Origin of the sequence: Rugamonas brunnea (genome assembly GCF_014042345.1) — a bacterium.
Lineage (GTDB): Bacteria > Pseudomonadota > Gammaproteobacteria > Burkholderiales > Burkholderiaceae_D > Rugamonas > Rugamonas brunnea.
Genome location: NZ_JACEZT010000004.1, coordinates 219721 through 241493, shown reverse-complemented (window position 1 = coordinate 241493; position 21773 = coordinate 219721). Strand labels below are relative to the sequence as shown.

The 21773-nt window shown below is 66.2% G+C and carries 21 protein-coding genes; 7 read left to right on the top strand and 14 right to left on the bottom strand.

What is annotated here, in order from left to right; all coding sequences use genetic code 11:
- Nucleotides 1-89: 89 nt before the first annotated feature.
- From H3H37_RS08570 to H3H37_RS08525, 10 genes are all read right to left on the bottom strand, one after another.
- Entirely contained in the window at nucleotides 90-521 is a 432-nt protein-coding gene (locus tag H3H37_RS08570) for a hypothetical protein (RefSeq protein WP_182161404.1), read from the bottom strand.
- A 62-nt stretch (nucleotides 522-583) separates the two neighbouring features.
- The gene (locus H3H37_RS08565) at nucleotides 584-1084 is read right to left on the bottom strand and encodes a YMGG-like glycine zipper-containing protein (protein WP_220456375.1); all 501 of its coding nucleotides are present in this window, start codon (nucleotides 1082-1084) and stop codon (nucleotides 584-586) included.
- A complete protein-coding gene (locus tag H3H37_RS25755; RefSeq protein WP_182161403.1) occupies nucleotides 1081-1509 on the bottom strand; it encodes a hypothetical protein in 429 nt (142 codons plus the stop codon). Before H3H37_RS25755 ends, H3H37_RS08565 begins: the two co-directional genes overlap by 4 nt.
- A 172-nt stretch (nucleotides 1510-1681) precedes the next feature.
- Entirely contained in the window at nucleotides 1682-3844 is a 2163-nt protein-coding gene (locus H3H37_RS08555; protein ID WP_182161402.1) for a sodium-translocating pyrophosphatase, read from the bottom strand.
- 206 nt (nucleotides 3845-4050) lie between these two features.
- Nucleotides 4051-4707: an adenylate kinase gene (gene adk / locus H3H37_RS08550; protein ID WP_182161401.1), complete on the bottom strand. Its 657-nt coding sequence runs from the start codon at nucleotides 4705-4707 to the stop codon at nucleotides 4051-4053.
- A 245-nt stretch (nucleotides 4708-4952) separates the two neighbouring features.
- Nucleotides 4953-5702 (bottom strand): 3-deoxy-manno-octulosonate cytidylyltransferase, encoded by a 750-nt coding sequence (gene kdsB / locus H3H37_RS08545; RefSeq protein WP_182161400.1) that lies wholly within the window; start codon nucleotides 5700-5702, stop codon nucleotides 4953-4955.
- Nucleotide 5703: 1 nt separating this feature from the next.
- Nucleotides 5704-5880: a Trm112 family protein gene (locus H3H37_RS08540; RefSeq protein WP_182156851.1), complete on the bottom strand. Its 177-nt coding sequence runs from the start codon at nucleotides 5878-5880 to the stop codon at nucleotides 5704-5706.
- Nucleotides 5861-6940 carry a tetraacyldisaccharide 4'-kinase gene (lpxK, locus tag H3H37_RS08535; RefSeq protein WP_182161398.1) on the bottom strand — a complete coding sequence of 360 codons (1080 nt, stop codon included), beginning with the start codon at nucleotides 6938-6940 and terminating at the stop codon, nucleotides 5861-5863. The genes H3H37_RS08540 and lpxK overlap by 20 nt, the downstream gene beginning before the upstream one ends.
- A gap of 16 nt (nucleotides 6941-6956) precedes the next feature.
- On the bottom strand, nucleotides 6957-7397 hold the full coding sequence (locus tag H3H37_RS08530; RefSeq protein WP_182161396.1) for an ExbD/TolR family protein: 441 nt from the start codon (nucleotides 7395-7397) through the stop codon (nucleotides 6957-6959).
- Between the two features lie 12 nt (nucleotides 7398-7409).
- Nucleotides 7410-8015 (bottom strand): MotA/TolQ/ExbB proton channel family protein, encoded by a 606-nt coding sequence (locus H3H37_RS08525; RefSeq protein ID WP_182161394.1) that lies wholly within the window; start codon nucleotides 8013-8015, stop codon nucleotides 7410-7412.
- Between the two features lie 1387 nt (nucleotides 8016-9402).
- On the opposite strand from H3H37_RS08525, the gene xseA reads away from it, so the two are divergent.
- The gene (xseA, locus tag H3H37_RS08520; protein WP_182161392.1) at nucleotides 9403-10761 is read left to right on the top strand and encodes an exodeoxyribonuclease VII large subunit; all 1359 of its coding nucleotides are present in this window, start codon (nucleotides 9403-9405) and stop codon (nucleotides 10759-10761) included.
- 14 nt (nucleotides 10762-10775) lie between these two features.
- Here xseA and H3H37_RS08515 read toward each other — a convergent pair whose 3' ends face one another.
- The gene (locus tag H3H37_RS08515) at nucleotides 10776-11768 is read right to left on the bottom strand and encodes a glucokinase (RefSeq protein ID WP_182161390.1); all 993 of its coding nucleotides are present in this window, start codon (nucleotides 11766-11768) and stop codon (nucleotides 10776-10778) included.
- A gap of 220 nt (nucleotides 11769-11988) precedes the next feature.
- On the opposite strand from H3H37_RS08515, the gene sodB reads away from it, so the two are divergent.
- Nucleotides 11989-12567 carry a superoxide dismutase [Fe] gene (gene sodB, locus H3H37_RS08510; protein WP_182161388.1) on the top strand — a complete coding sequence of 193 codons (579 nt, stop codon included), beginning with the start codon at nucleotides 11989-11991 and terminating at the stop codon, nucleotides 12565-12567.
- A gap of 84 nt (nucleotides 12568-12651) precedes the next feature.
- On the opposite strand, the gene H3H37_RS08505 is transcribed toward sodB, so the two are convergent.
- Genes H3H37_RS08505 through H3H37_RS08495 form a run of 3 tightly spaced genes read right to left on the bottom strand, consistent with a single transcriptional unit; the run spans nucleotide 12652 to nucleotide 16689 of the window.
- Nucleotides 12652-13416 (bottom strand): hypothetical protein, encoded by a 765-nt coding sequence (locus H3H37_RS08505; protein WP_229218735.1) that lies wholly within the window; start codon nucleotides 13414-13416, stop codon nucleotides 12652-12654.
- A gap of 11 nt (nucleotides 13417-13427) precedes the next feature.
- A complete protein-coding gene (locus tag H3H37_RS08500) occupies nucleotides 13428-14141 on the bottom strand; it encodes an ABC transporter ATP-binding protein (protein WP_375539994.1) in 714 nt (237 codons plus the stop codon).
- A gap of 28 nt (nucleotides 14142-14169) precedes the next feature.
- A complete protein-coding gene (locus H3H37_RS08495; RefSeq protein ID WP_182161384.1) occupies nucleotides 14170-16689 on the bottom strand; it encodes an ABC transporter permease in 2520 nt (839 codons plus the stop codon).
- Between the two features lie 379 nt (nucleotides 16690-17068).
- On the opposite strand from H3H37_RS08495, the gene H3H37_RS08490 reads away from it, so the two are divergent.
- From H3H37_RS08490 to H3H37_RS08470, 5 genes are read left to right on the top strand one after another with little or no spacing between them, the layout of a single operon-like run.
- Nucleotides 17069-17377 carry a DUF4148 domain-containing protein gene (locus tag H3H37_RS08490; RefSeq protein ID WP_182161382.1) on the top strand — a complete coding sequence of 103 codons (309 nt, stop codon included), beginning with the start codon at nucleotides 17069-17071 and terminating at the stop codon, nucleotides 17375-17377.
- A 32-nt stretch (nucleotides 17378-17409) separates the two neighbouring features.
- Complete coding sequence (locus H3H37_RS08485) at nucleotides 17410-18852, top strand: efflux transporter outer membrane subunit (RefSeq protein WP_182161380.1); 1443 nt, start codon at nucleotides 17410-17412, stop codon at nucleotides 18850-18852.
- Between the two features lie 48 nt (nucleotides 18853-18900).
- Complete coding sequence (locus tag H3H37_RS08480) at nucleotides 18901-19398, top strand: MarR family winged helix-turn-helix transcriptional regulator (RefSeq protein WP_182161378.1); 498 nt, start codon at nucleotides 18901-18903, stop codon at nucleotides 19396-19398.
- Between the two features lie 16 nt (nucleotides 19399-19414).
- Nucleotides 19415-21568 (top strand): FUSC family protein, encoded by a 2154-nt coding sequence (locus H3H37_RS08475; RefSeq protein ID WP_182161376.1) that lies wholly within the window; start codon nucleotides 19415-19417, stop codon nucleotides 21566-21568.
- The gene (locus tag H3H37_RS08470; protein WP_182161374.1) at nucleotides 21558-21758 is read left to right on the top strand and encodes a DUF1656 domain-containing protein; all 201 of its coding nucleotides are present in this window, start codon (nucleotides 21558-21560) and stop codon (nucleotides 21756-21758) included. The genes H3H37_RS08475 and H3H37_RS08470 overlap by 11 nt, the downstream gene beginning before the upstream one ends.
- The last annotated feature ends 15 nt before the right edge of the window (nucleotides 21759-21773 follow it).

The following is a 21773-nucleotide window of genomic DNA, read 5'->3' as shown; positions in this document are numbered from 1 at the left end:
TTAACGTTAACGTAAACGTCAATTTTAGCGAACTTTGGCCGTGGTGCGCGAAAAACCGTGCTTTTTTGTTGCAGCGCCGCAAAACACGGTTACTGGCATTGCAGCCAGACGCCGTCGCGCAGGCACAACTGGCCGGTGGGGGAGATCGTGGTGTTGCCGCCGGCGCCAGTGTGGCGCACGCCGGCCGCGTCGTAGCAGCCGCCCGCGTCACACGTGGTGACGGGCGTGGGGCGCGGAGTTTCGTGCAAGGGCGGCGATGGCGGCAGCGGCGGCGCCACTGCCGTGCGCGGCACGGGGCGGGCTGGCATGGCGGGGAGGATGGCCGTCACGGCGCGGCGCGCCTTGGGCTGGCGCGTTGGCGCCGTGCGGCAGGGTTCGACGGCCAGATGCTTGCCGTCCGCGCTCAGCGTGCACACGGGCAGGCGCGCGTACTGGTCCAGCGGCAGCTGGCTGGCGTCGGCGGGGATGGCAATATCATGCCGCGCGGGCGGCGCCGTCTGCGCGGCGGGCGCGCTGGCCATCCACACACCCGCCCCCAGCAACAACACACAGCAGCGGAGCGGGCGGGCGGACATGGCGGACCTTAGCGCGGCGGTGGCGTATTAGGCGGCGGGTAGCTGCCGGGCGCTTGCTGGGACTCGGACATCATGCGGCCGCCCACCGGCACCCGGTGGCCCTGCGCATACATGCACTGCTGGTAGGCGTAATCGTAGCGCCGCTGCAGATTGTTGCCCGAATAGTTGCCCGCGTCGGCACCCGCCATGGTGCCCATGGCCAGGCCCACGCCCGCGCCCGAACCGGCGCCGCGGCCGCCATCGACGGCCGCGCCCAGCGCCGCGCCGACCAGCGTGCCCAGGGCGGCGCTGCGCACCGTGCTGTCGGCGGCGGCCTGCTCGGCCGTTCCGCCCACCTGCGATTGCGCGTAGCCACGGCAACTGAAATCGTCGGCGCGGAATTGATCAAAGGTCTTGCCCGTGCCCGGCAGCACCAATGCGCTGGGGCCGGTCGGCATGGACACGCAGCCCGCCAGCAACGCGGGCAGCAGGATGGCGGGCAAAAGAGTTTTGGACGGGTAACGCTTCATTGCGCAGGCTCCGGTTTTGGTTTGACTTCTTCCGGCGATACGGCGCGCCAGGAGCTACGGCACTCCTTGACGTACGGGTAATAGCCGGGCGGATTGTTGCAGTAGTACCAGAACTGGGCGGGCGGCATGGGCGGCGCGCCCTGCTCGATGTACACGGGCGGCGGGGCCGGCGCCGGATACACGGGATCGTAATAGTAGTAGCGCCGGTAGAACGGATCATAGAACGGGTCCGCGTACCACGGCGCGGGCCAGAACAGCGGTGCGCCGATCACCACGCCGACATGGGTGCGGCTGTGGGAATAGCCACCAACGTGGCCGCCGGGATGGCCGCCACCACGGTGCGACCGGGTCTGGGCCTGGACCGGGGCGCAGGCCAGCGCCGCCGCCAACAGCGCCAACATGATCGCCGGCTTGAAAGTCTTCATCGCATCACCTCGCAAAGTGCTACGCCATGCAGCCATTATCGGCTGATCGGGGCGGCCTTGCCAGAGGCGGATACAATTCGACACGCAGGAAAACCAACAGAAATTGATGGCGCCGGGGTCGCCGCCCCGCCACTGCGGAGCGCCGCACCCGGCGCCATCATCCAGCCCGGCCTTATTGCGTCTTGCCCGCCTCCTGCTGCTGCGGCGCAGGCTGCTCCGGCGGCGACTGCACCACCGGCATGGCTGGCGCCGTGGCGGCCGGCATGGCCACGTGGGCCGCCACCGGCGCGCTCACGGCCAGCCAGCCCGAGGCCGGCAGCAGCGGCACCAGCAGCAGGGCCACGATGTTGATGATCTTGATCAGCGGGTTGACGGCCGGGCCGGCCGTGTCCTTGTACGGGTCGCCCACGGTGTCACCGGTCACGGCCGCCTTGTGGGCGTCCGAACCCTTGCCGCCGAAGTTGCCGTCCTCGATGTATTTCTTGGCGTTGTCCCAGGCGCCGCCGCCCGTGGTCATCGAGATGGCAACGAACAGGCCGGTGATGATGGTCCCCATCAGCATGCCGCCCAGCGCGGCCGATCCCAGCAGCATGCCCACCACGATGGGCACCACCACCGGCAGCAGCGACGGCATGATCATTTCCTTGATGGCCGACGCGGTCAGCATGTCCACCGCCTTGTCGTACTGCGGCTTGCCACTGCCGTCCATGATGCCTTTGATGTCGCGGAACTGGCGCCGCACCTCCACCACCACGGCGCCGGCCGCGCGGCCCACGGCCTCCATCGCCATCGCACCGAACAGGTAGGGCACCAGGCCGCCGACGATCAGGCCCACGATCACCATCGGATTGGACAGGTCGAAACTGATGGTCTTGCCCGACGATTCGAGCGCGTGCGTGTAGTCGGCGAACAGCACCAGCGCGGCCAGGCCGGCCGAACCGATCGCATAACCCTTGGTGACGGCCTTGGTGGTGTTGCCCACCGCGTCCAGCGGATCGGTGATGGCGCGCACGGATTCGGGCATGCCCGACATTTCCGCGATACCGCCCGCGTTGTCCGTGATGGGACCGTAGGCATCGAGCGCGACGACGATGCCGGCCATCGACAGCATGGAGGTGGCGGCGATGGCGATGCCATACAACTGCCCCAGCTGGTAAGCGATCAGGATGGCGGCGCACACGGCCAGCACCGGGAAGGCGGTGGACTTCATCGATACGCCCAGGCCGGCGATGATGTTGGTGCCGTGGCCCGTGGTGGATGCTTCAGCGATGTGGCGCACCGGATGGAAATCCGTGCCCGTGTAGTATTCGGTGATGTAGACCATCAGCCCGGTCAGCACGATGCCCACCAGCGCGCAGCCCATCATCTTCATGCGCATGTCGTCGCCCCAAAGCTGCCAGGTGACGACGGCGAAGCCGATCAGCGACAGCCCGGCCGCCCACCACAAGCCCGTGTACAGGGCCGACATGATCTTCTTGCCCGGCTTGGCCTTGACCATCGAGCAGCCGATGATGGAGGCGATGATGGACACGGCGCCCAGCAGCAGCGGATAGACGATGGCCGTGGTGGGTGCGGCCGTGATGGCCAGTGCGCCCAGCAGCATGGTGGCGATCAGCGTCACCACATAGGTCTCGAACAGGTCGGCCGCCATGCCGGCGCAATCGCCCACGTTGTCGCCCACGTTGTCGGCGATCACGGCCGGGTTGCGCGGATCGTCCTCAGGGATGCCCGCTTCCACCTTGCCGACCAGGTCGGCGCCCACGTCGGCGCCCTTGGTGAAGATGCCCCCGCCCAGACGGGCGAAGATGGAGATCAGGGAAGCGCCGAAGGCCAGGCCGATCAGCGGCTGGATCACATCATGTTCGCTGACGGCCGTGGCGCGCGCGCCCGACACCAGCATCATGTAGAACAGGGTCACGCCCAGCAGGCCCAGGCCCACCACCAGCATGCCGGTGATGGCGCCGCCCTTGAAGGCGACGTCGAGCGCTTCGTTCATGCCCTTGGTGGCCGCCTGCGCCGTGCGCACGTTGGCGCGCACCGAGACGTTCATGCCGATGAAGCCGCAGGCCCCCGACAGCACCGCGCCGAGCAAAAATCCCAGCGCCGTGTGGGTGCCCAGCAGCGCGAAGATCAGCACCAGCAGCACAGCGCCGACGATGCCGATGGTGCGGTACTGGCGCGCCAGGTAGGCGGCTGCGCCCTGCTGGATCGCCAGCGCGATTTCCTGCATGCGCGCGTTGCCCGCATCCTGGCGCAAGATCCAGCTGCGGGACCACAAACCGTAAAGAACGGCGAACACGCCGCACGCCACTGCAAACCAAAGACTTGCTGCCATAGTTTCCCCTTGTTCTTGTTAATCAAGCTCGTCACCACACTCAGATAACCGCCGACCATGCCTTGTAAGCATGCGCAGCCAACTAACCTGCGTACTGCACTTTTTTATAAAACGGGATGGCATCCATCGCTGGACGCGGAACGCGCGGGCGTTCCTGCGGGCGCGACGCCCGCAAAAAAGCGGACCGTAGTCCGCTTCGTTACTGCTTATTCCGACAGTGCCTTGAACGCGGCGTCGCGGATTTCCTCGACTGGTCCCACGCCCGAGATGCGGCGATATTTCGGCGCACCTGGCTGGCCGCTCTGCGCCCAGTTGTTGTAGTAGCCCAGCAGGACTTCGGTCTGGTTGTGGTACACGTCCAGACGCTTCTGCACGGTTTCGACCTTGTCGTCGTCGCGCTGCACCAGGTCTTCGCCGGTGACGTCGTCCTTGCCTTCCACCTTGGGCGGATTGAATTTCACGTGGTACACGCGGCCCGAGCCAGGGTGGCTGCGGCGGCCGGACATGCGCTCGACGATCATGTCGTCCGGCACGTCGATTTCCAGCACGTAGTCCACGGCTACGCCGGCTTCCTTCATGGCGTCGGCCTGCGCGATGGTGCGCGGGAAGCCGTCGAACAGGTAGCCGTTGGCGCAGTCGGACTCTTTCAGGCGATCCTTGACCAGGCCGATGATGATGTCATCCGACACCAGGCCGCCGGCGTCCATCACCTTCTTGGCCGCCAGGCCCATCTCCGTGCCAGCCTTGATGGCCGCACGCAGCATGTCGCCGGTCGAGATTTGCGGGATGTTGTACTTCTCTTTGATGAAATTGGCTTGGGTGCCCTTGCCGGCACCGGGTGCTCCTAACAGAATGAGACGCATGAAGTTTCCTAAGACAGAATTGAAATGGTAATCGTAATAATTATTGTGCTTGCGGCTAGTCTGGCTATGTTTGTACGAAACTTACCACAAAACTTCGCCGCTACGCCACTGTGCCAACGTTTTGCGTTCCTTAATTGATGTCCCCCAGCCCGAAACACGCTTTTCCGTATGAATACCGCACTTTACCCATTGTTTATAGCGGGGATTATTTACGGACACCTTACGCGGCGCACGCAAGCAAGCAATTAACGGTAGTGCTGGCGCACGCGCTCCAGGTCCTCGGGCGTGTCCACGCCGGCGGCCGGGGCCGAGTCCGTCACATGGACGGCGATCGGATAACCGTGCCACAGCACGCGCAACTGTTCCAGCGCCTCGATCTGCTCCAGCGGCGACTGTTCCAGCGCCGGATAGGCTTGCAGGAAATCGTTGCGGTAGGCGTACAGGCCGATATGGCGCAGCGGCACATAGCCGGCCGGCAGCGTGACGCGGTCCTGGGCGAACGCGTCGCGGTGCCACGGGATGGTGGCGCGCGAGAAGTACAGCGCACGGCCGGCCTTGTCCAGCACCACCTTGACCACGTTGGGGTTGAAGGCGTCGGCCGCGTCGTGCAGCGGATGGGCGCAGGTGGACATGGGCACGTCGGCCGAGATGCGGGCGGCGGCGGCGGCCAACAGCGCGGGATCGATCAGCGGTTCATCGCCCTGCAGGTTGACCACCACCGCTTGCGGCGGCAGTTGCATCATGCGCGCCACTTCGGCGATGCGGTCGGTGCCGGAGGGATGGTCGGCGCGCGTCATGCACGCTTCCACGCCATGGGCGGCGCAGGCAGCGCGGATGTCCTCGTGGTCGGTGGCGACGATGATGCGTTCTGCGCCGGCCTCGCGCGCGCGCTCGGCTACGCGCACCACCATGGGCTTGCCGCCCAGGTCGGCCAGCGGTTTGTTGGGCAGCCGGGTCGAGGCCAGCCGCGCGGGAATGATGACGGTGAACGCCACCTTATTCCGCCGTATCCTGCAGCGTGCGGGCCTGGTCGGCCCACATGATGGGGATGCCGTCACGGATGGGGAATGCCAGGCGGTCGCCCTTGCATATCATTTCCTGGGCTTTTTTATCGTACACCAGCGGCCCTTTGCATACAGGGCAAACCAGGATATCAAGCAGTCTTGCGTCCACGGCATTTCTCCACAATGAGTCCGGCCAGCGCGGCATCGATGCGCGCCGCAACCGGGACCACCCACAGGCGCGGGTCGTCTTTGAGTTCGTCAATTTGCGCACATTTTACTGCATCCTTCTCCGTCATCAAGATCACGTCGGCGTCCAGACCATCAAACGGGCGGTCGCGGAAGTCGTGATGGTCGGGCAAAGGCAGCTCGGCGCAGTCCAGGCCGGCGGCGCGCAACATGCCGAAAAAGCGCGACGGATTGCCGATGCCGGCCGCCGCCGCCAGCCGCATGCCGGGCTGGGCCAGCGACGCCAGCGGCACCTTGCGGGCGCGGTCGCACAGTTGTTCGGCCATGTCGCCGGCAAGGCGCATCTGGAACGGCGAAGGGTCGCCCACGGCGCGCGCCAGCGCCGGCGTCAGTTCCGGCGCGTTGACGACGGTGACGTCGCGCCGGCGCGAACGCGGCTCGCGCAGCGGCCCGGCCGGCAACAGCCAGCCGTTGCCGGCGCCACGGCCATCGAACAGGATGATTTCCACGTCGCGCTGCAGGGCGTAATGCTGCAAGCCGTCGTCGGTGAGCAGGATGTCGGTGTCGGGATGGGCGGCCAGCAGCGCGCGGCCGGCGGCGGCGCGGTCGCGGCCCACCACCACGGGGCAGCTGGTGCGCTGGGCGATCAGCAGCGGCTCGTCGCCCACCTGCTCGGCGGTCGAGGCAGCCGTGACGGCGCGCACGGTGGCGCCATCGCCGCCATGGCCGCGCGAGATCACGCCGGGCCGCATGCCCGCCTGCTGCAAGGCCTGCACCAGCCAGATGGTGAGCGGGGTCTTGCCAGTGCCGCCGATGAAGATGTTCCCCACCACCACCACCGGCACGGGCAGCCGGTGCGAAGCCAGCCAGCCGGCCCGGAACAGCAGGCGGCGCAATGCACTGAGCGCGCGGAACACCAGCGACAGCGGCCACAATGCGCAGGCCAGCGCACCGCGCCGCTGCCAGGCGCGCGTCAGGGTAGCCTCCAGCGTGGATGGTTGCGCCGGGGGCCGGACCGGGGTCGCGCCGCCCTTGTGCGTCATGGGCGCGGCGCCCGGTTTATTTGGCGCCACCGGTCTGCGCGGCGAAGGTCAGCTTGTCATAGCCGGCGATGCGGGCCGCCTCCATCACGTTGACCACCATCTGGTGCATCGCGAACTGGTCGGCGTTGATGATGACCACGGGGGTCTTGCCGGCCTGCGCGCCCTGCCCTTCGGCGGCGGCCGACTTCATGGCGGCGGCGAAACCGGCCACGTCATGGAACGACACCGGCTGCTTGTTGATCGTGTAGTTGCCCTTGGCGTCGACCGTGATATTGAGTTCGAACGGCCGCTCCAGCTGCTTTTCCGCATCCGCCGTCGGCAGCGTGATCTGCAGTTCCGTGAACTTACTGTAGGTGGTGGTCACCATCAGGAAGATCAGGATCACCAGCAGCACGTCGATGAACGGGATCAGGTTGATTTCGGGATCGTCGCGCCCGCGCCCTTTACGAAAATTCATGCGAGGCTCCGCTTACTTGCGCTTGCTGTGCACGACGTCGACGAACTTGACGGCCTGCTGCTCCATCTCGATCACGAAGCTGTCCACCAGCGCGCGGAAGTGGCGGTAAAACACCAGCGTGGGCATGGCGATGGCCAGGCCGAAGCCGGTGTTATACAGGGCCACGGAAATGCCGTGCGCCAGCTGGGCCGGATTGGCGCCGCTGCTCGTTTGCGAGCCGAAAATCTCGATCATGCCGACCACCGTGCCGAACAGGCCCATCAGCGGAGCGAGGCTGGCGATGGTGCCCAGCGTGGTCAGGAAGCGTTCCAGCGTGTGGGCCACGCCGCTGCCGGCCTCCTCGATGGACTCCTTCATCACCTCGCGCGGCGCCTCGATATTGCGCAGCGCGGCGGCCAGCACCACGCCCAACGGCGAATTGTTCTCCAGCTTGTCGATGATGTCGGGCGTGACGTTGCCGCTGCGGTAGACCCGCACCACCTCGTCGAGCAACTGGCGCGGCAGGATGCGGGCGCGGCGCAGGTACAGCAAGCGCTCGACGATCAGGGCCATGGCCACGATGGAAGCGACCAACAACAGCCAGATAGGCCAACCTGCAGCTTGTAAGATGGCGAGCAAAACGAACTCCTGTAGAAAACCTGACAACCGATGAATGTGGCGGGCGTCCATGGCCCCATGACCGCCCGAAGGCGCAATGTATCTTGTTGGGCCGCGCTCGGCAAGTGGGCGCAGCTCACCCAAAACCGGGGAGTTCTGCACAAATTCTGTGGACAAAAGTGTGAGCAATGGCCAGCGATATAATCTAAGTATTTGATTTTTAAACATTTATTTTTCAAGCTCAAAAATGTCGCAGCTATCGATTACCCCAGGCCGATAAATTCAAACAAACACCTGCAAAGTTTGTGCCGACTTCTACACATATTCTGTTGATAAGATTGTGCGCAAGGCAGGCCATGCGTTGCAAAGTCCTTGATTTGAAAGAACAATATTTCCCTGAGCAAAAAACGAGCATCTGCCCGGCAACGGTGGGCTTATGGGGCTTGGGATATGATTTTTTGACAATTTTCAGCGTTAATCACAGCGCTTTCGCCAGTTCTGCACACAAATTGTGGATAAGATTGTTAGCAAGGGCCATGCCAATTACCCAAGTCTTTGATTCATAACGATATTTTTATCCTGCGCAAAAAACACGCATGACATCGCCGGTGCATAAGTACTTTACTTACCCCCATCCTCCCCCAGGCAGCCTGTGCACTTCTACACATTTAATGTGGATAAGATTGTGAGCAAGGAATGTGACTGTGGGAAATGTCGTTGATTTACAAGGAGTTTTTTCGCGTGCTCAAAAAGATGGCACAGCCGGCAATCTGGCGACTTTTGCCATCCCAAGCCGCTTTATCCACCGCCACCATCGCATGTGATGGCGATATTGGCAGGCTATCACCAGCTATGCCGCAGTTCTGCACATTTTGTGTGGATAAGATTGTGCGCAAGGCCAGGGGTGCGGCAAGAAGTGTTTGATTTATATAAGATTTATTTCCATGCGCAAAAATCGAGCACGCGGTTTTCCACCGGCGTCACGGGGCCAGCCAGCTGCTGCCAGTTATTCAGGCAGCGGGATGCGATGGCGGACAGCGCCAAGTTCTGCACATCTTCTGTGGATAAAAATGTGCGCAAAGGCCGGGATTCCATACTAAGTCATTGTTTTGTCACAATATACGCTCGCTGCGCAAAATTTAGGCATTACAAAATCAGCAATTCGAAAATAACTATCGCTCACACAAAGTTCCGCACATCTTCTGTGGATAACTTTGTGCGTAACCACCCAGGCAAAGGGCAAAGTGCTTGATCCATAAGGCTTTTTCCCTCCTGCACGCAAATGGAGCAGTATTCTTTCTCTTTTAAAATCATATATTTAGATAAAACACTTGCCGTTTACCGTGATATATGACATAAGCATGACCTCCGCGCAGCAATGTGGACAGTTTTCATTTTCTCACTCCCCATGAATCCCCAGGACAGCACAGCCAACGCCCCCGCCCAGCCCGTGATGACGGTGACCGCCCTCAACCAGGCCGTCGCGCGCCTGCTGGAACGGTCATTCCCGCTCACCTGGATAGGCGGCGAAGTATCGAATTTCACGCGCGCCAGTTCCGGCCACTGGTATTTCACGCTCAAGGACGACGCGGCCCAGGTGCGCGCCGTGATGTTCCGTGGCCGCGCCCAATACGCCGGCTTCATCCCGCGCGAGGGCGACAAGGTGGAAGTGCGCGCCCTCGTCACGCTGTACGGCGCGCGCGGCGATTACCAGATCAACGTGGAGGCGATCCGGCGCGCCGGCGTCGGCTCGCTGTTCGAAGCCTTCCTGCGGCTGAAGGAAAAGCTGGCCTCGGCCGGTCTGTTCGACCAGGACCGCAAGCGCGCCGTGCCCATGTTCGCGCGCACCATCGGCATCGTCACCAGTCCGCAGGCGGCCGCGCTGCGCGACGTGCTTACCGCCCTGCGCCGCCGCGCGCCCCACGTGCGGGTGGTGATCTACCCCACGCCCGTGCAGGGCCAGGGCGCCGGCGACCGCATCGCCGCCGCCATCGCCACCGCCTCGCAGCGGGCCGAATGCGATGTACTGATCGTGTGCCGGGGCGGCGGCAGCATCGAGGATTTGTGGTCGTTCAACGAGGAAGCGGTGGCCTACGCGGTGGCCAATTGCGCCGTGCCGGTGATTTCCGGCGTGGGCCACGAGACCGATTTCACGATCTGCGACTTCGCCGCCGACGTGCGCGCGGCCACGCCGACGGCGGCGGCCGAACTGGCTGCCACGCCGCGCGCGGACTGGATCGCCTCGCTGCGCTCGGACGCCATCGATTTGCGGCGCGCCATGCGCCGCACGCTGGGCGACGCGGCCCAGACGCTGGACCAGCAGGCGCGCCGCCTGCTCAGCCCCGCCGCCCAGATCCGCCAGCAGCGCCTGAAGCTGCTGGCCCTGTCCACGGCCATGACGCACGCCACCCGAGCGCCGGTGATGCAGGCGCGCTTCAACCTGGAGCGCCTCGGCGGCCGGCTGGCGGCCCGCAAGCCGGACGTGTCGGGCGCGCGCGCGCAAGTGGAAAGCCTGCGGCACCGGGCCGCGCTCGGCATCGCCACCCAGCTTGGCCAACGGCGCGACGCGCTGGGCGCGCTGGCAGCGCAGCTGGAATTGCTCAATCCCCAGCGCACGCTGGAGCGCGGCTATGCGATCGTGGCCGATGCCAAGGGCGCCGTGCTGCGTTCGCCGGCACAACTGCAGCCGCGCGCCACGGTGACGGTGCGGCTGGCCGAGGGCAGCGCGCAGGTGGGCATCGCGTCGGTGCAGCCAACGCTGGAATAAGGCGCTGCCCCGGCTCAGGCAGCCGACAACATGGCCGACATGCCGATCAGCGCCGGGTTCTTTTCCGTCAGGATGAAGGTGGGGATGTGGGACAGGTAGTCCGAGAAGCGCCCCTTATCCTCGAAGCGGGCGCGGAAGCCCGATTGTTCGAAGAACGCGCGCATCTGCGGCACGATACGCCCGCCTATATAAATACCGCCTTTGGCGCCCAGCGTGAGCGCCACGTTGCCGGCGACCGTGCCCAGCATCTCGCAGAACGCTTCCAGCGTCGCCACACATACGGGGCAGCTGCCGCGCAGGCCGCGCGCCATGATCTCGGCCGTGCCGATATCGTCGGCCACCACGCCGGCCCGCTCGGCCAGGGCGCGATAGGCCAGTGCGATGCCGATGCCGGACACCAGCCGTTCGCTCGACACGTGATGATGGTGGCGCATCGCGTAGCGCAGGATGTCGATTTCTCGCTCGTTCATGGGGGCGAACGTACCGTGGCCGCCTTCACTGTCGATGGCGATCCAGCGCTCGCCCGCGGGCACCAGGCCAGAGACGCCCAGTCCCGCATCCGGCCCCACCAGGCCGATGGTGGCGCCGGCCCGCGCCACGCCGCCGCCAATCTGGCGCTTGTGGTCCGGCGCCAGATAAGGCAAGGCGCTGGCCAGGGCCGTGAAGTCGTTCACCACCACCAGCGATTTCAAACCAAACTGGGAACTGACCGCCTCCACCGAGAACGACCAGTGGTGGTTGGTCATGGTGACCCAGTCGCCGTCGATCGGGTTGGCGATGGCGATGCCGGCGTAGCGCGCCTGGTAGCCGCCCGCCGCCACCGTGGCCGGCTGCGCCAGGAAGCGCACGATGGCCGCACCGAGCGTGGGGAAATCGGCGCACTGCGCCTCCCACACGGCCTCGATCCGGCGCGGCGCCGTCTCCAGCGCGAAACTGGCGCTGGTGCCGCCGATGTCGGCCAGCAGCCGTGGACCGTTGCTAAAGTGCGAAAAAACTTCCGGTTGCATGTGGTTCCTTCCAAATCGCCGCCGCCCCGCCATCCGGCCGCCACGGCACGTGCGATTATATGCTCCGGGCCGCGCCAGCCTGAATAACCATACTCTTTGTAGTGTTTATCTTGGGCCGCAGCAATCGCACGCAGTCCTGCAGCGATGGCGCATCCGCTTTACAATGATGGACGTTTCAGCAAAAATCACCTCCGTCTCAATTCACCAAGGAATAAAAAACATGGAACATACCCTGCCCGCACTGCCATATGCTATGGACGCCCTGGCTCCCCATATTTCCAAAGAAACGCTGGAATACCACTATGGTAAGCACCATCAAGCGTATGTCACCAACCTGAACAACCTGATCAAGGGCACCGAGTTCGAAAACCTGTCGCTCGAAGAGATCATCAAGAAATCGTCCGGCGGCGTGTTCAACAACGCAGCCCAGGTGTGGAACCACACCTTCTACTGGAACGGCCTGACCCCGGCCGGCAAAGGCGCACCGAGCGGCGCGCTGGCCGATGCCATCAACGCCAAGTGGGGCTCGTTCGACAAGTTCAAGGAAGAATTCACCAAGTCCTGCGTGGGCAACTTCGGTTCGAGCTGGACCTGGCTGGTGAAGAAGGCCGACGGTTCGGTCGACATCGTCAACACCTCCAACGCCGCCACCCCGCTGACCACCGCCGACAAGCCACTGCTGACCTGCGACCTGTGGGAACACGCCTACTACATCGACTACCGTAACCTGCGCGCGAAATACGTGGAAACGTTCTTCGCCCTGGCCAACTGGGACTTCGCAGCCGCCAACTTCGCTTAATCGCGACGGCGGCGGACGGCCGCCACGGGCGGCCGCCCACTGCAAGCAAGGGCCGCGTTCTCCGGAACGCGGCCCTTGTTGTTTTCAGGACTGCAGTTGCAGGGTCTTGACCACCCGGCTCTCATCACGCTCGCCGGCGCCAGAGGCGCGGTTGTAGCTTTCCTTGCGCACGGTGACGAGGCGGTCGCCCACCACGCCATACACATGCTGCTCCTCCTGCCGCGCCTCGAAGCGGATCACAATGAAGGCGCGGCCCGACTCGTTCTGGATCATGCGGCTGGCCAGCGGCGTGCCATCGTCCGCGATCCACACGTACAGGTGGCCCTCGTACTCTTTCACGTATTTCCGGTCACGGTCGCTCAGCGTGTCGATCGCCACATCGAACGTCAGCAGGCGCGCCGGCTTGCCCTGGCATGTGTCGGCCTGCTCGGCCTTCCACGCCGCCTTCTCCAGCACGCGCGACAGGCTGCTGGCGGCCGAAATCATGGGCCGCAAATCGTTCGGACTGAATTCGCGCGCCGCGTTCAGGGTCGGCGTGCGGGCGTTGGGGTTGCGCGCCTGCGCCAGCGATTCCGCGTCCATGCGCGCCAGGATATCCTTGCCGTAGGCCAGATGCATGCCGCGCGCGCCGTCCTCGATGGCCACGCTGGCCTGGCCATGGGTTTCCTCCGCATCGTTGCCCTCCCCCAGGCGGCGCCAGGTCTTCGTGTCGAGCGTGGCCTTTAGTGGCGCCTGTTCCTGCAGGCGCGTCAAGGCCGACTTCAGGTCGGCCAGGCCATCGGCCCGCGCCGCCTGGCAGCACAAGGCTTGCGCCAGCGCGGCGGCCAGCACCGTCATCATCAACCGCATCGTTGCTCCTTTCATGGTTGGGCAGCGCCAGCCAACCGGCCGGCGCGCATGTGCAGGGTGCGGCCGCAGCGGGCCGCAATCGTCATATCGTGCGTAACCAGCACCAGCGTGGAGCCGTGCTCGCGGTTCAATTCGAACATCAGCGCCATCACCGCTTCGCCACTGGCCGCATCGAGACTGCCGGTCGGCTCGTCGGCCAGCAGCAGCGGCGGTTCGCACACGAAGGCACGCGCCAGCGCCACGCGCTGCTGCTCACCGCCGGACAGGTAGCGCGGATAGTGGCCCAGCCGCGCGGCCAAGCCCACCCGCTCCAGCATGCGTTCGGCCTTGGCACGGGCCTGGCGGTCGCCGCGCAACTCCAGCGGCAGCATCACATTTTCCAGCGCCGTCAGGTGGGCCAGCAACTGGAAGGACTGGAACACGAAACCCACCTGCCGCTGGCGGAACTGGGCGCGGCCATCCTCGTCGAGCGCGAAGATGTCGGTCTGCTGCAGTTCGACCGTGCCTTCCGAGGGCAGGTCCAGCCCCGCCAGCAATCCCAGCAAGGTGGACTTGCCGGAGCCGGAGGCGCCCACGATGGCGACCGTTTCGCCCGGCAGCACGGTGAAGTCGATCGCGTGCAGGATGGTGAGCGCGCCGCCCGCATCCGTCACCGTCTTGCCCAGTCCCCGCACGGCGATGGCTGGATGCAGCGCCTGTGCGGCGGCGGCGCGGGCAAATTCCATGGTTGTCATCGTCACTCTCTCCTGTGAATTAATTTGACCGAAGTCCCAGCAACGGCGGCTGGTTCAATACGTGGCGCAAGCCCAGCCAGCCGCCCGCCATCGCGCAGGCCGCGCCGGCCACCATGCCCACGGCCAGCAGCAAGGGCGACCAGTGCCAGTCCAGGTGGAAGCTGTAGCGCGCCAGCACCCAACTGGCCAACGTGGCGCCGGCGGCGGCCAGCAGGCCGGCCAGCGCCCCGGTGAGCGCATGTTCTATCCACTGCGCCTGGGCCAGCCGCCCACGCGTGGCGCCCAGCGCGCGCAGCAAAGCCGCCTGGCGCGCGCGCAAGTCGTGCGAGCCGGCCAGCGCGGCGTACAGCACCAGCACGCCGGCGGCCAGCGTGAAGGCGAACAGGAACTGCACCGCCGCCACGGCCTGCGCCAGCATGCGCTGCACCTGGCGGAGGATGGCGCGCAGGTCGATCACGGTCAGGTTGGGAAAATCACGCGCGAGGCGGGTGCCGAACATCAGGTCGTCGGCTGGCACGTGGACGGCCACGGCCCAGGTGGCGGGCAGGCCGCGCATGGCCGCTGGATGCATCAGCAGCAGGTTCCCGATCTGATGCGCGCGCCAGTCCACCTTGCGCAGGTTGGCCACGCGCGCTTGCAGCGGCTGGCCGGCCACGTCGAACTGCAGGGTGTCGCCCGGCTTGAGCTTGAGATCGGCGGCGAATTTCTCTTCGACGGAAATGGCGGGCATGCCTTGCGCCTCGACGGTGCCATACCAATCGCCGGTCGTGAGCGTGTCGGACGACGGCAGCGTGGCCGCGTGGCCAATGTCGAGTTCGCGTTCCAGCAACTCGCGCACATCGCGCGCTGGGCTGCCCTTGCCATCATTGCTGACCACCTCCAGCGCATCGCGTCCATTGATGCTGAGCAGACGCGCGCGGGTGAGCGCCTGCTGTTGCGGCGCGCCGTAGCCACGCAGGCGCGCGTCGATCGCGTCGCGCTGGTCGGGCTGGATATTGATGACGAACTGGTTGGGCGCGCCGGCCGGCGTGGCCCTCGTCCACGCCGCCAGCAGGTCGGCGCGCACCACCGTCAACAGCAGCAGCGCCGTCAGGCCCAGTGCCAGCGCCACCACTTGCAGCGCGCTGGCGCCGGGCTGGCGCAGCATGTCGGTGACGGCCAGGCGCCACGCCGCATGGTCGAACACGCCGCGCGAGCGCTTAAGCAAAGCCAGTCCCAGCCAGGCCAGCAAGCCAAACGCGGCACCGCCCACGAGGAACGCCCCGCCCACCAGCGCACCCAGCATCGGATCGCCGGTCTGCCAGGCGAGCAGGCCACCGAACATGGCCAGCCCCAGCACGTAGCCAACCAGCGCGCGGGGCTGGGGTGGCGCCGCCTCGCGCCGCAGCAGCCGCAATTGCGGCACGTTGCGCAACTGGAGCACGGGCGGCAGCGCAAAGCCCAGCAGCAGGATCAGGCTGGCCGCCATGCCTTGCAGCGCGGGCGCCCAACCTGGGGCCGGCAAGCCGGCCGGGGCCAGTTGTCCCAGCCAGTCCACCAGCGCGAAATGGCCGGCGTAGCCGAGCGCCACGCCTGCCATACCGGCCACCAACCCGACCAGCAGGAATTCCAGCAGAAACAGCTGCGTCAGGCGGGACTGGGTCAGCCCGAGGCAGCGCAACATGGCGCAGGCGTCCAGGTGACGGCGCACGAAGCGGCGCGCAGCCAGCGCCACGGCCAGCGCCGCCAGCAGTGCCGTGAGCAGGCTGGCCAGCGACAAGAACTGCTGCGTTTGCTCGAGCATCTCGCCGGCGTCGCCGCGCTTCGACGCGTAGCTGTTCAGCGCAACTTTCGTGACCGGTGCGGCGGCCATGCGGTCCCTGGCCCAGCGTTCGTAGGCGCTCACTTGCTCCGCCGGTCCCGCAAGCAGCAAGTGGTGGGTGGCGATGGCGTGCGCTTGCAGCAGTCCGGTGGCGCCCAGGTCGGCGCTGGCCATCAGCACGCGCGGCGCCAGCGCCAGGAAGGCGGGGCGGGCATCCGGTTCAGCCGTCAGCACCTGGGCCACGGTCAGGCTGCGCTCACCGATGCGCAGCGTCGAACCGATGTGCAGGCGCAGGCTCGCCTGCAGCGTGGCATCCACCCACACCGTACCCGGCGCGGGTGGCGTCTCGCTGACCGCGTCGCCGTCCTGCAGCTGCACGCGCAGGCGGCCGCGCAAGGGATAGGCCTCGCTCACGCTTTTGAGCGCCACCAGCGTGGACGCGGCTTGCCCGCCTTCGCCCGCCACGGCCATCGTGAACAGCGACACGGTGTCGGCGCTGCGCAAGCCGCGCCGCTGGGCTTCGGCCAGCCAGGCGCCATCCAGTGGCTGGTCCGATTCCAGTACCAGGTCGGCGGCCAGCATCTGGTGCGCGTCACGCGCCAGGCCAACGCGCATGCGCTCCACAAAGAAATTCACGCTCGACAGCGCCGCCACCGACAGCGCCAACGCCAGCAGCAGGAAGCGCAGTTCGCCGGCGCGCCAGTCCCGCAGGGTCATGTAAAGAGAGAGTTTGAACATAGCCTGATCGCCATTAACAGGAAGGCAATCATGGCAAAGCAGGCTACGGCGCACCCCGCGATTGCGACAAAACGCCGATAGCGGCGACAGATTGCACAATCGCGGCAATGAGCGGCCGGCCCGCGCGTCTCCCTCCCACCCGCCCCCGCTTTTACCCCATCAGCAATACCTATGAGATCGATAGGAACATTTAATTTACAAATGTAATATTCACGACTATAATTTACCTCAATGAAGCAAATACACGAAGCAAAGCAAAACCGCTGCCGCTTGTAATGCTTCGACGACCGGTCAGTGGCATCCGGCCTGCATGTCAGTACCGCCACATATCGCAAGCCCGCCGGCGCCGCCGACGCTTGCCTCACCCAGGAGAACTACCATGAACGCCAAGCAACGTATCACTGCCGCCCTTACCATCGCCGCCGCCTTCGCCGCCACCGGCGCCTACGCCCAGGCCGAATCGTCCACCGCCAAGCAAGTGACCGCTGCCGCTGCCGTCGCCGCCGCACCGGCCGCGCAAGCGAACACCGCCGCCGCTGCCGCCGTCACCACCGCCCGCCCCGCCGCCACCGGCCTGACCCGCGCCCAGGTGATCGCCGAACTGCTGGAAGCCCGCAAGAACGGCACCATTCCTGAAACGGAAGCCGATTTCGACGTGGCCCAGACCCGCAAGCACTACGCCAAGTAATCGCCGCGATCCTCCCACACTTGCACGCCATCATGAAACCGTTCCGTCTCGCCGCCGCCGCCACCCTGGCGCTGACCCTCGCGGCCTGCGCCGACATGGGCGGCATTGCGCCCCAGGCCCGCAAGATCGACGCCACCAGCGTCAACGCGGGGTCGGCGATCAACGGTTCCGTGACGGGCGCGGCGTGGCCGCGCGAGCAATGGTGGGAAGCACTGCAAGACCCGCAACTGAATCGCCTGGTGGCTGGCGCACTGGCCGACAATCCCAGCCTGCACGCGGCCCAGGCCCGTGTGCGCCAGGCGCGCGCCCTGGCCGGCATGACCGAGGCGGCGACGCTGCCCCGGGTGGACGCCGCCGCCAGCGCACAACGCGAGCTGTTTTCCGCGAACGCGATGGTGCCGCCTCCGCTGGCCGGCAACTACGCCTGGAACAACACGGCCATGCTGTCCGGTTCCTACGACCTGGACTTGTGGGGCCGCGATCACGCGGCATTGGCCGCCGCGCTGGGCGAAGTGCAGCTGGCGTCGGCCGAAACGCAAATGGCGCGGCTGGCGCTGGCATCGGCCATCGTGCGCAGCTACATCCAGCTGGCGCTCGACTACACGCTGGAGGACAGCGCGGCGGCCATGCTGGCGCAGCGCGAACGCCTGCTGGAACTGACGCGGCGGCGCCACGCGGCCGGACTGGCCAGCGCCATCGACGTGACCAGCATTGAAACAACGCTGCCGGCTGTCCGGCGCGAGCAGGAGCAGATCGGCACCGCCATCGCCCTGCTACGCAACCAGCTGGCGGCACTGATCGGCAAGGGACCGGGCGACGGTGAGTCGATCGCCCGGCCCGGGCTGACCCTGGCGCCGGATCAAGGCGCGGCGCGGGCCACCGGCTTGCCGGCGGCGCTGCCGGCCGAACTGCTGGGCCGCCGTCCCGACATCGCCGCCCAGCGCTGGCGCGTGGAAGCGGCGGCGCGGCGCATCGACGTGGCCAAGGCCGCGTTCTACCCGAACATCAACCTGACCGCGTTCGCGGGGGTGCAGGCGCTGGGCTTTGGCCACCTGCTAGAAGCGGGATCGGCCATGCGCGGGATCGGGCCGGCAATCAGCCTGCCCGTGTTCGAGGGCGGCCGCCTGCGCAGCCAGTTGGCCGGCCAGAGCGCGGTCTACGACGGCGCGGTCGAACAGTACAACGCCACCGTGCTGCACGCGCTGGAGGAAGTGGCCAACGCCATCACCCGCGACCGCGCCGAGCAGGAGCAGGCGCGCCTGACCCGGCAGGCGCTGGCCACGGCCCGGCAGGCGCACCAGCTGGCCGAACAGGCGTGGCGCGCCGGCCTGACGGACCAGGCCAACGAGATCGCCGCCCGCCTCGCGCTGCTGCAGGAACAACGGCAAGTGGCCCAGGTGGCCAGCCGCCAGCTGGACAACTACGCGGAACTGATGGCCGCGTTAGGCGGGGGCGTGAAACTGGATTTACCGTGACGCTTCGATAGTACAATCAAGCCTTTCGAATTTGCAGAGGAGTAGGCAATGAGCAGTTTTGAAGCGACTAAAAAGCGCCTGAAAAACATCCATGCCCGCGTGCCGGACTTCCCGGAAGACTTGATGCGCCTGATGCGCATGACGTACCACATCCAGAAACGGATGAAGGATTTGACCAACGCTGCGCTGCGCAAGTACGAACTGGTCGACGCCAGCTACATGGTGCTGGCCGTGCTGTACGGCTCGGACGACGAAATGTCGACCGCCTCCACGCTGGGCGAGGCCTGCATGGAAAAGCCGGCCAACCTGACGCGCGTGTGCAACGACCTGGAAGCCCAGGGCCTGATCACGCGCGGCAACCGCCCCGGCGACCGGCGCTGCGTGATGATCGCGCTGACCGACAGCGGCCGCGAGCTGGTGGCCAAAGTACTGCCCGAAGTATGGCAGGCCACCACCCGCGCCTACGACGGCTACAGCCCGGAAGAAGTGGCGCAACTTGAAGGCTTGTTCAAGCGCCAGTTGAACAATTTAGAAAAACACACATAACCCTTAAACCACCGCCATGAACCCCGCTCCCGCCACCGACCTTCCCCACCCGGCCAGCAGAGCGGGAGCAAAACTGGCGGCGCGTTTCATCAAACCACTGCGCCAGCAACTGCGCGACTGGCGCGCCGGCGAAGGCGAACGCTGGATCTTCGTCGCCAAGGCCATGCTGGCCGCCTTCTCCGCGCTGTGGATCGCCTTCCGCCTCGGCCTCGATTCGCCCAACACGGCGATGACCACCACCTTCATCCTGGCCCTGCCCAGCAGCGGCATGGTGCTGGAAAAAGCCTTCTACCGCTTGCTCGGCACCCTGGTCGGCTGCACCAGCGCGCTGCTGATCGTGGCAATCTTCCCGCAGCAGCCGGTGGCGCTGTTCCTGGCGCTGGCGCTGTGGATAGGCCTGTGCACGGCCGGCGCGGCCATGCACCGCAACCAGCAATCGTACAGCTTCGTGCTGGCCGGCTACACGGCCTGCATGATCGCCGTGCCGGCCATCGACCATCCCGCCACTGTGTTCACGCTGGCCGTCACCCGCGTGACGGAAGTGGGACTGGGCGTGATCTGCGCGGCCGTGGTGCACGACGTGCTGTTCCCGCGCCACCAGTCGCGCCAGGTGATGCGCACCGTGCAGGCCCGCTACGACAGCTTCATCACCTTCTGCCAGCAGACGCTGGAACACAGCCTGTCGCCGGCCCAGATCGAGCTGCACCACCTGCGCTTCGCGGCCGACATCGCGGCGCTGGAATCGGGCCGCGCCGCCGCCTTCTTCGAAGCGTCCCACGCCCGCGCGCACACGCGCCAGCTGCATGCCTTCAACAACGCCTTCATGTCGGCGCTGACCACCTGCTACACCCTGCACCGCTTGCTGCGCCGGCTGCGCGCCCATCCGCCCTCGCCCGTGCTGGCGCTGATCGAACCACTGCACGCCACCGTGGCCGCGGCCTTGCGCGACGACTTGTCGGGCGCGCGCATGGAGCATGTGCGCGCCGCGCTGGCGCAGCAGGCGGCGCAGGCGCAGGCACAGGCGGCGCTGCTGCAACCCGAACGCGCCCAGCGGATCGCGTTCGACACGGCCCTGGAACTGCTGGACCGCTTCGTGCGCGACATCGGCGCCTTCGCCGCCCTGTACCACGGCCTGACCCAGCAGCGCCAGTTGCAGGTCAGCGATCCGGTCGCCTACAGCCCGCGCACGCCGTCCGGCATCGTGCTGGCCAGCGGCGTGCGCGCGGCCGGCGCGCTGCTGGCCGGGGCCACGCTGTGGTACTGGCTGGCCTGGCCCTACGCGGCCAACGCCATCATCATGACCTCCATCTTCTGCGCGCTGGCCTCGTCCTCACCGCGCCCGGTGGCGATGACGCGCCAGGTGCTGGCCGGTTTCCTGCTGGTCTGGCCGCTGTCGTTCCTGACCGAATACCTGCTGGTGGTGCGCGCCAGCGGCTACCCGATGCTGGTGCTGGCCGCCCTGCCCGTGTTCGCGCTGGGCAGCTACCTGACCACCGATGCGCGCCGGGCCGGCGTGGGCGTGGGCATGAGCATGTTCACCGCGCAGGTAATCGCGCCCCTCAACCAGATGCAGTACGACGGCGCCGCCTTCCTCAACAACACCTTGTCGATGCCGGTGGGCGTGGCGCTGGCCTGGGCCATCTTCGCCGTGCTGCTGCCCGAGCACACCATGGGCCAGAAGGACCACATCGCCGCCGCCCTGTGGCGCGAAGCGCTGGCCACCTGCAAGGGATCGCTGTTCCGCCGCAAGCACCGTTTCGACCACCGCGTGCGTGACCTGCTGAGCCAACTAAACGCCGCCGCCGGCCCCAAGCCGGGCGCCCCCGCGCGCGCCGTCGTGCGCCAGGGCTTGACGCTGCTGGAACTGGGCCATTCCGTGATCGAGATGCGCCAGTTGATCGCCGCCAACGAAGCGGGCGCCGTGCGCAATGCGCTGGAGCTGTGCGTGGACCAGCTGGCCGCCTACTTCCGCGCGCCGGACCGCACCAGCAGCGCCGCCGTGCAGTACGCCGTGCTGCAAGCCGGCCCGCCGATACGCGAAGCGCTGGCCGACGCCACGCCGGCGCGCCAGGCGCGGCTGCGCATGGCGCTGACGGACCTGCATTCCATCTACACATCCTTGCTGGACCAGATGCCCCACATACCAGGAGACACCCACCATGCCGCGTGAGATCGCCATTTTCGGCGTGCTGCTACCGACCTTGCTGCCCCTGTTCATCGCCAGCCTGCTGCTGCAGGGCGTGCTCGATTGGGTACTGGGCCACACTGGCCTGTACCGCCGCGCGTGGCACCCGGCGCTGGTGCGGCTTTGCCTGCTGGTCTGCATTTTCGGCGCACTGATCGTCACGCTGTACCAATAAACCGCCGTACCTCAA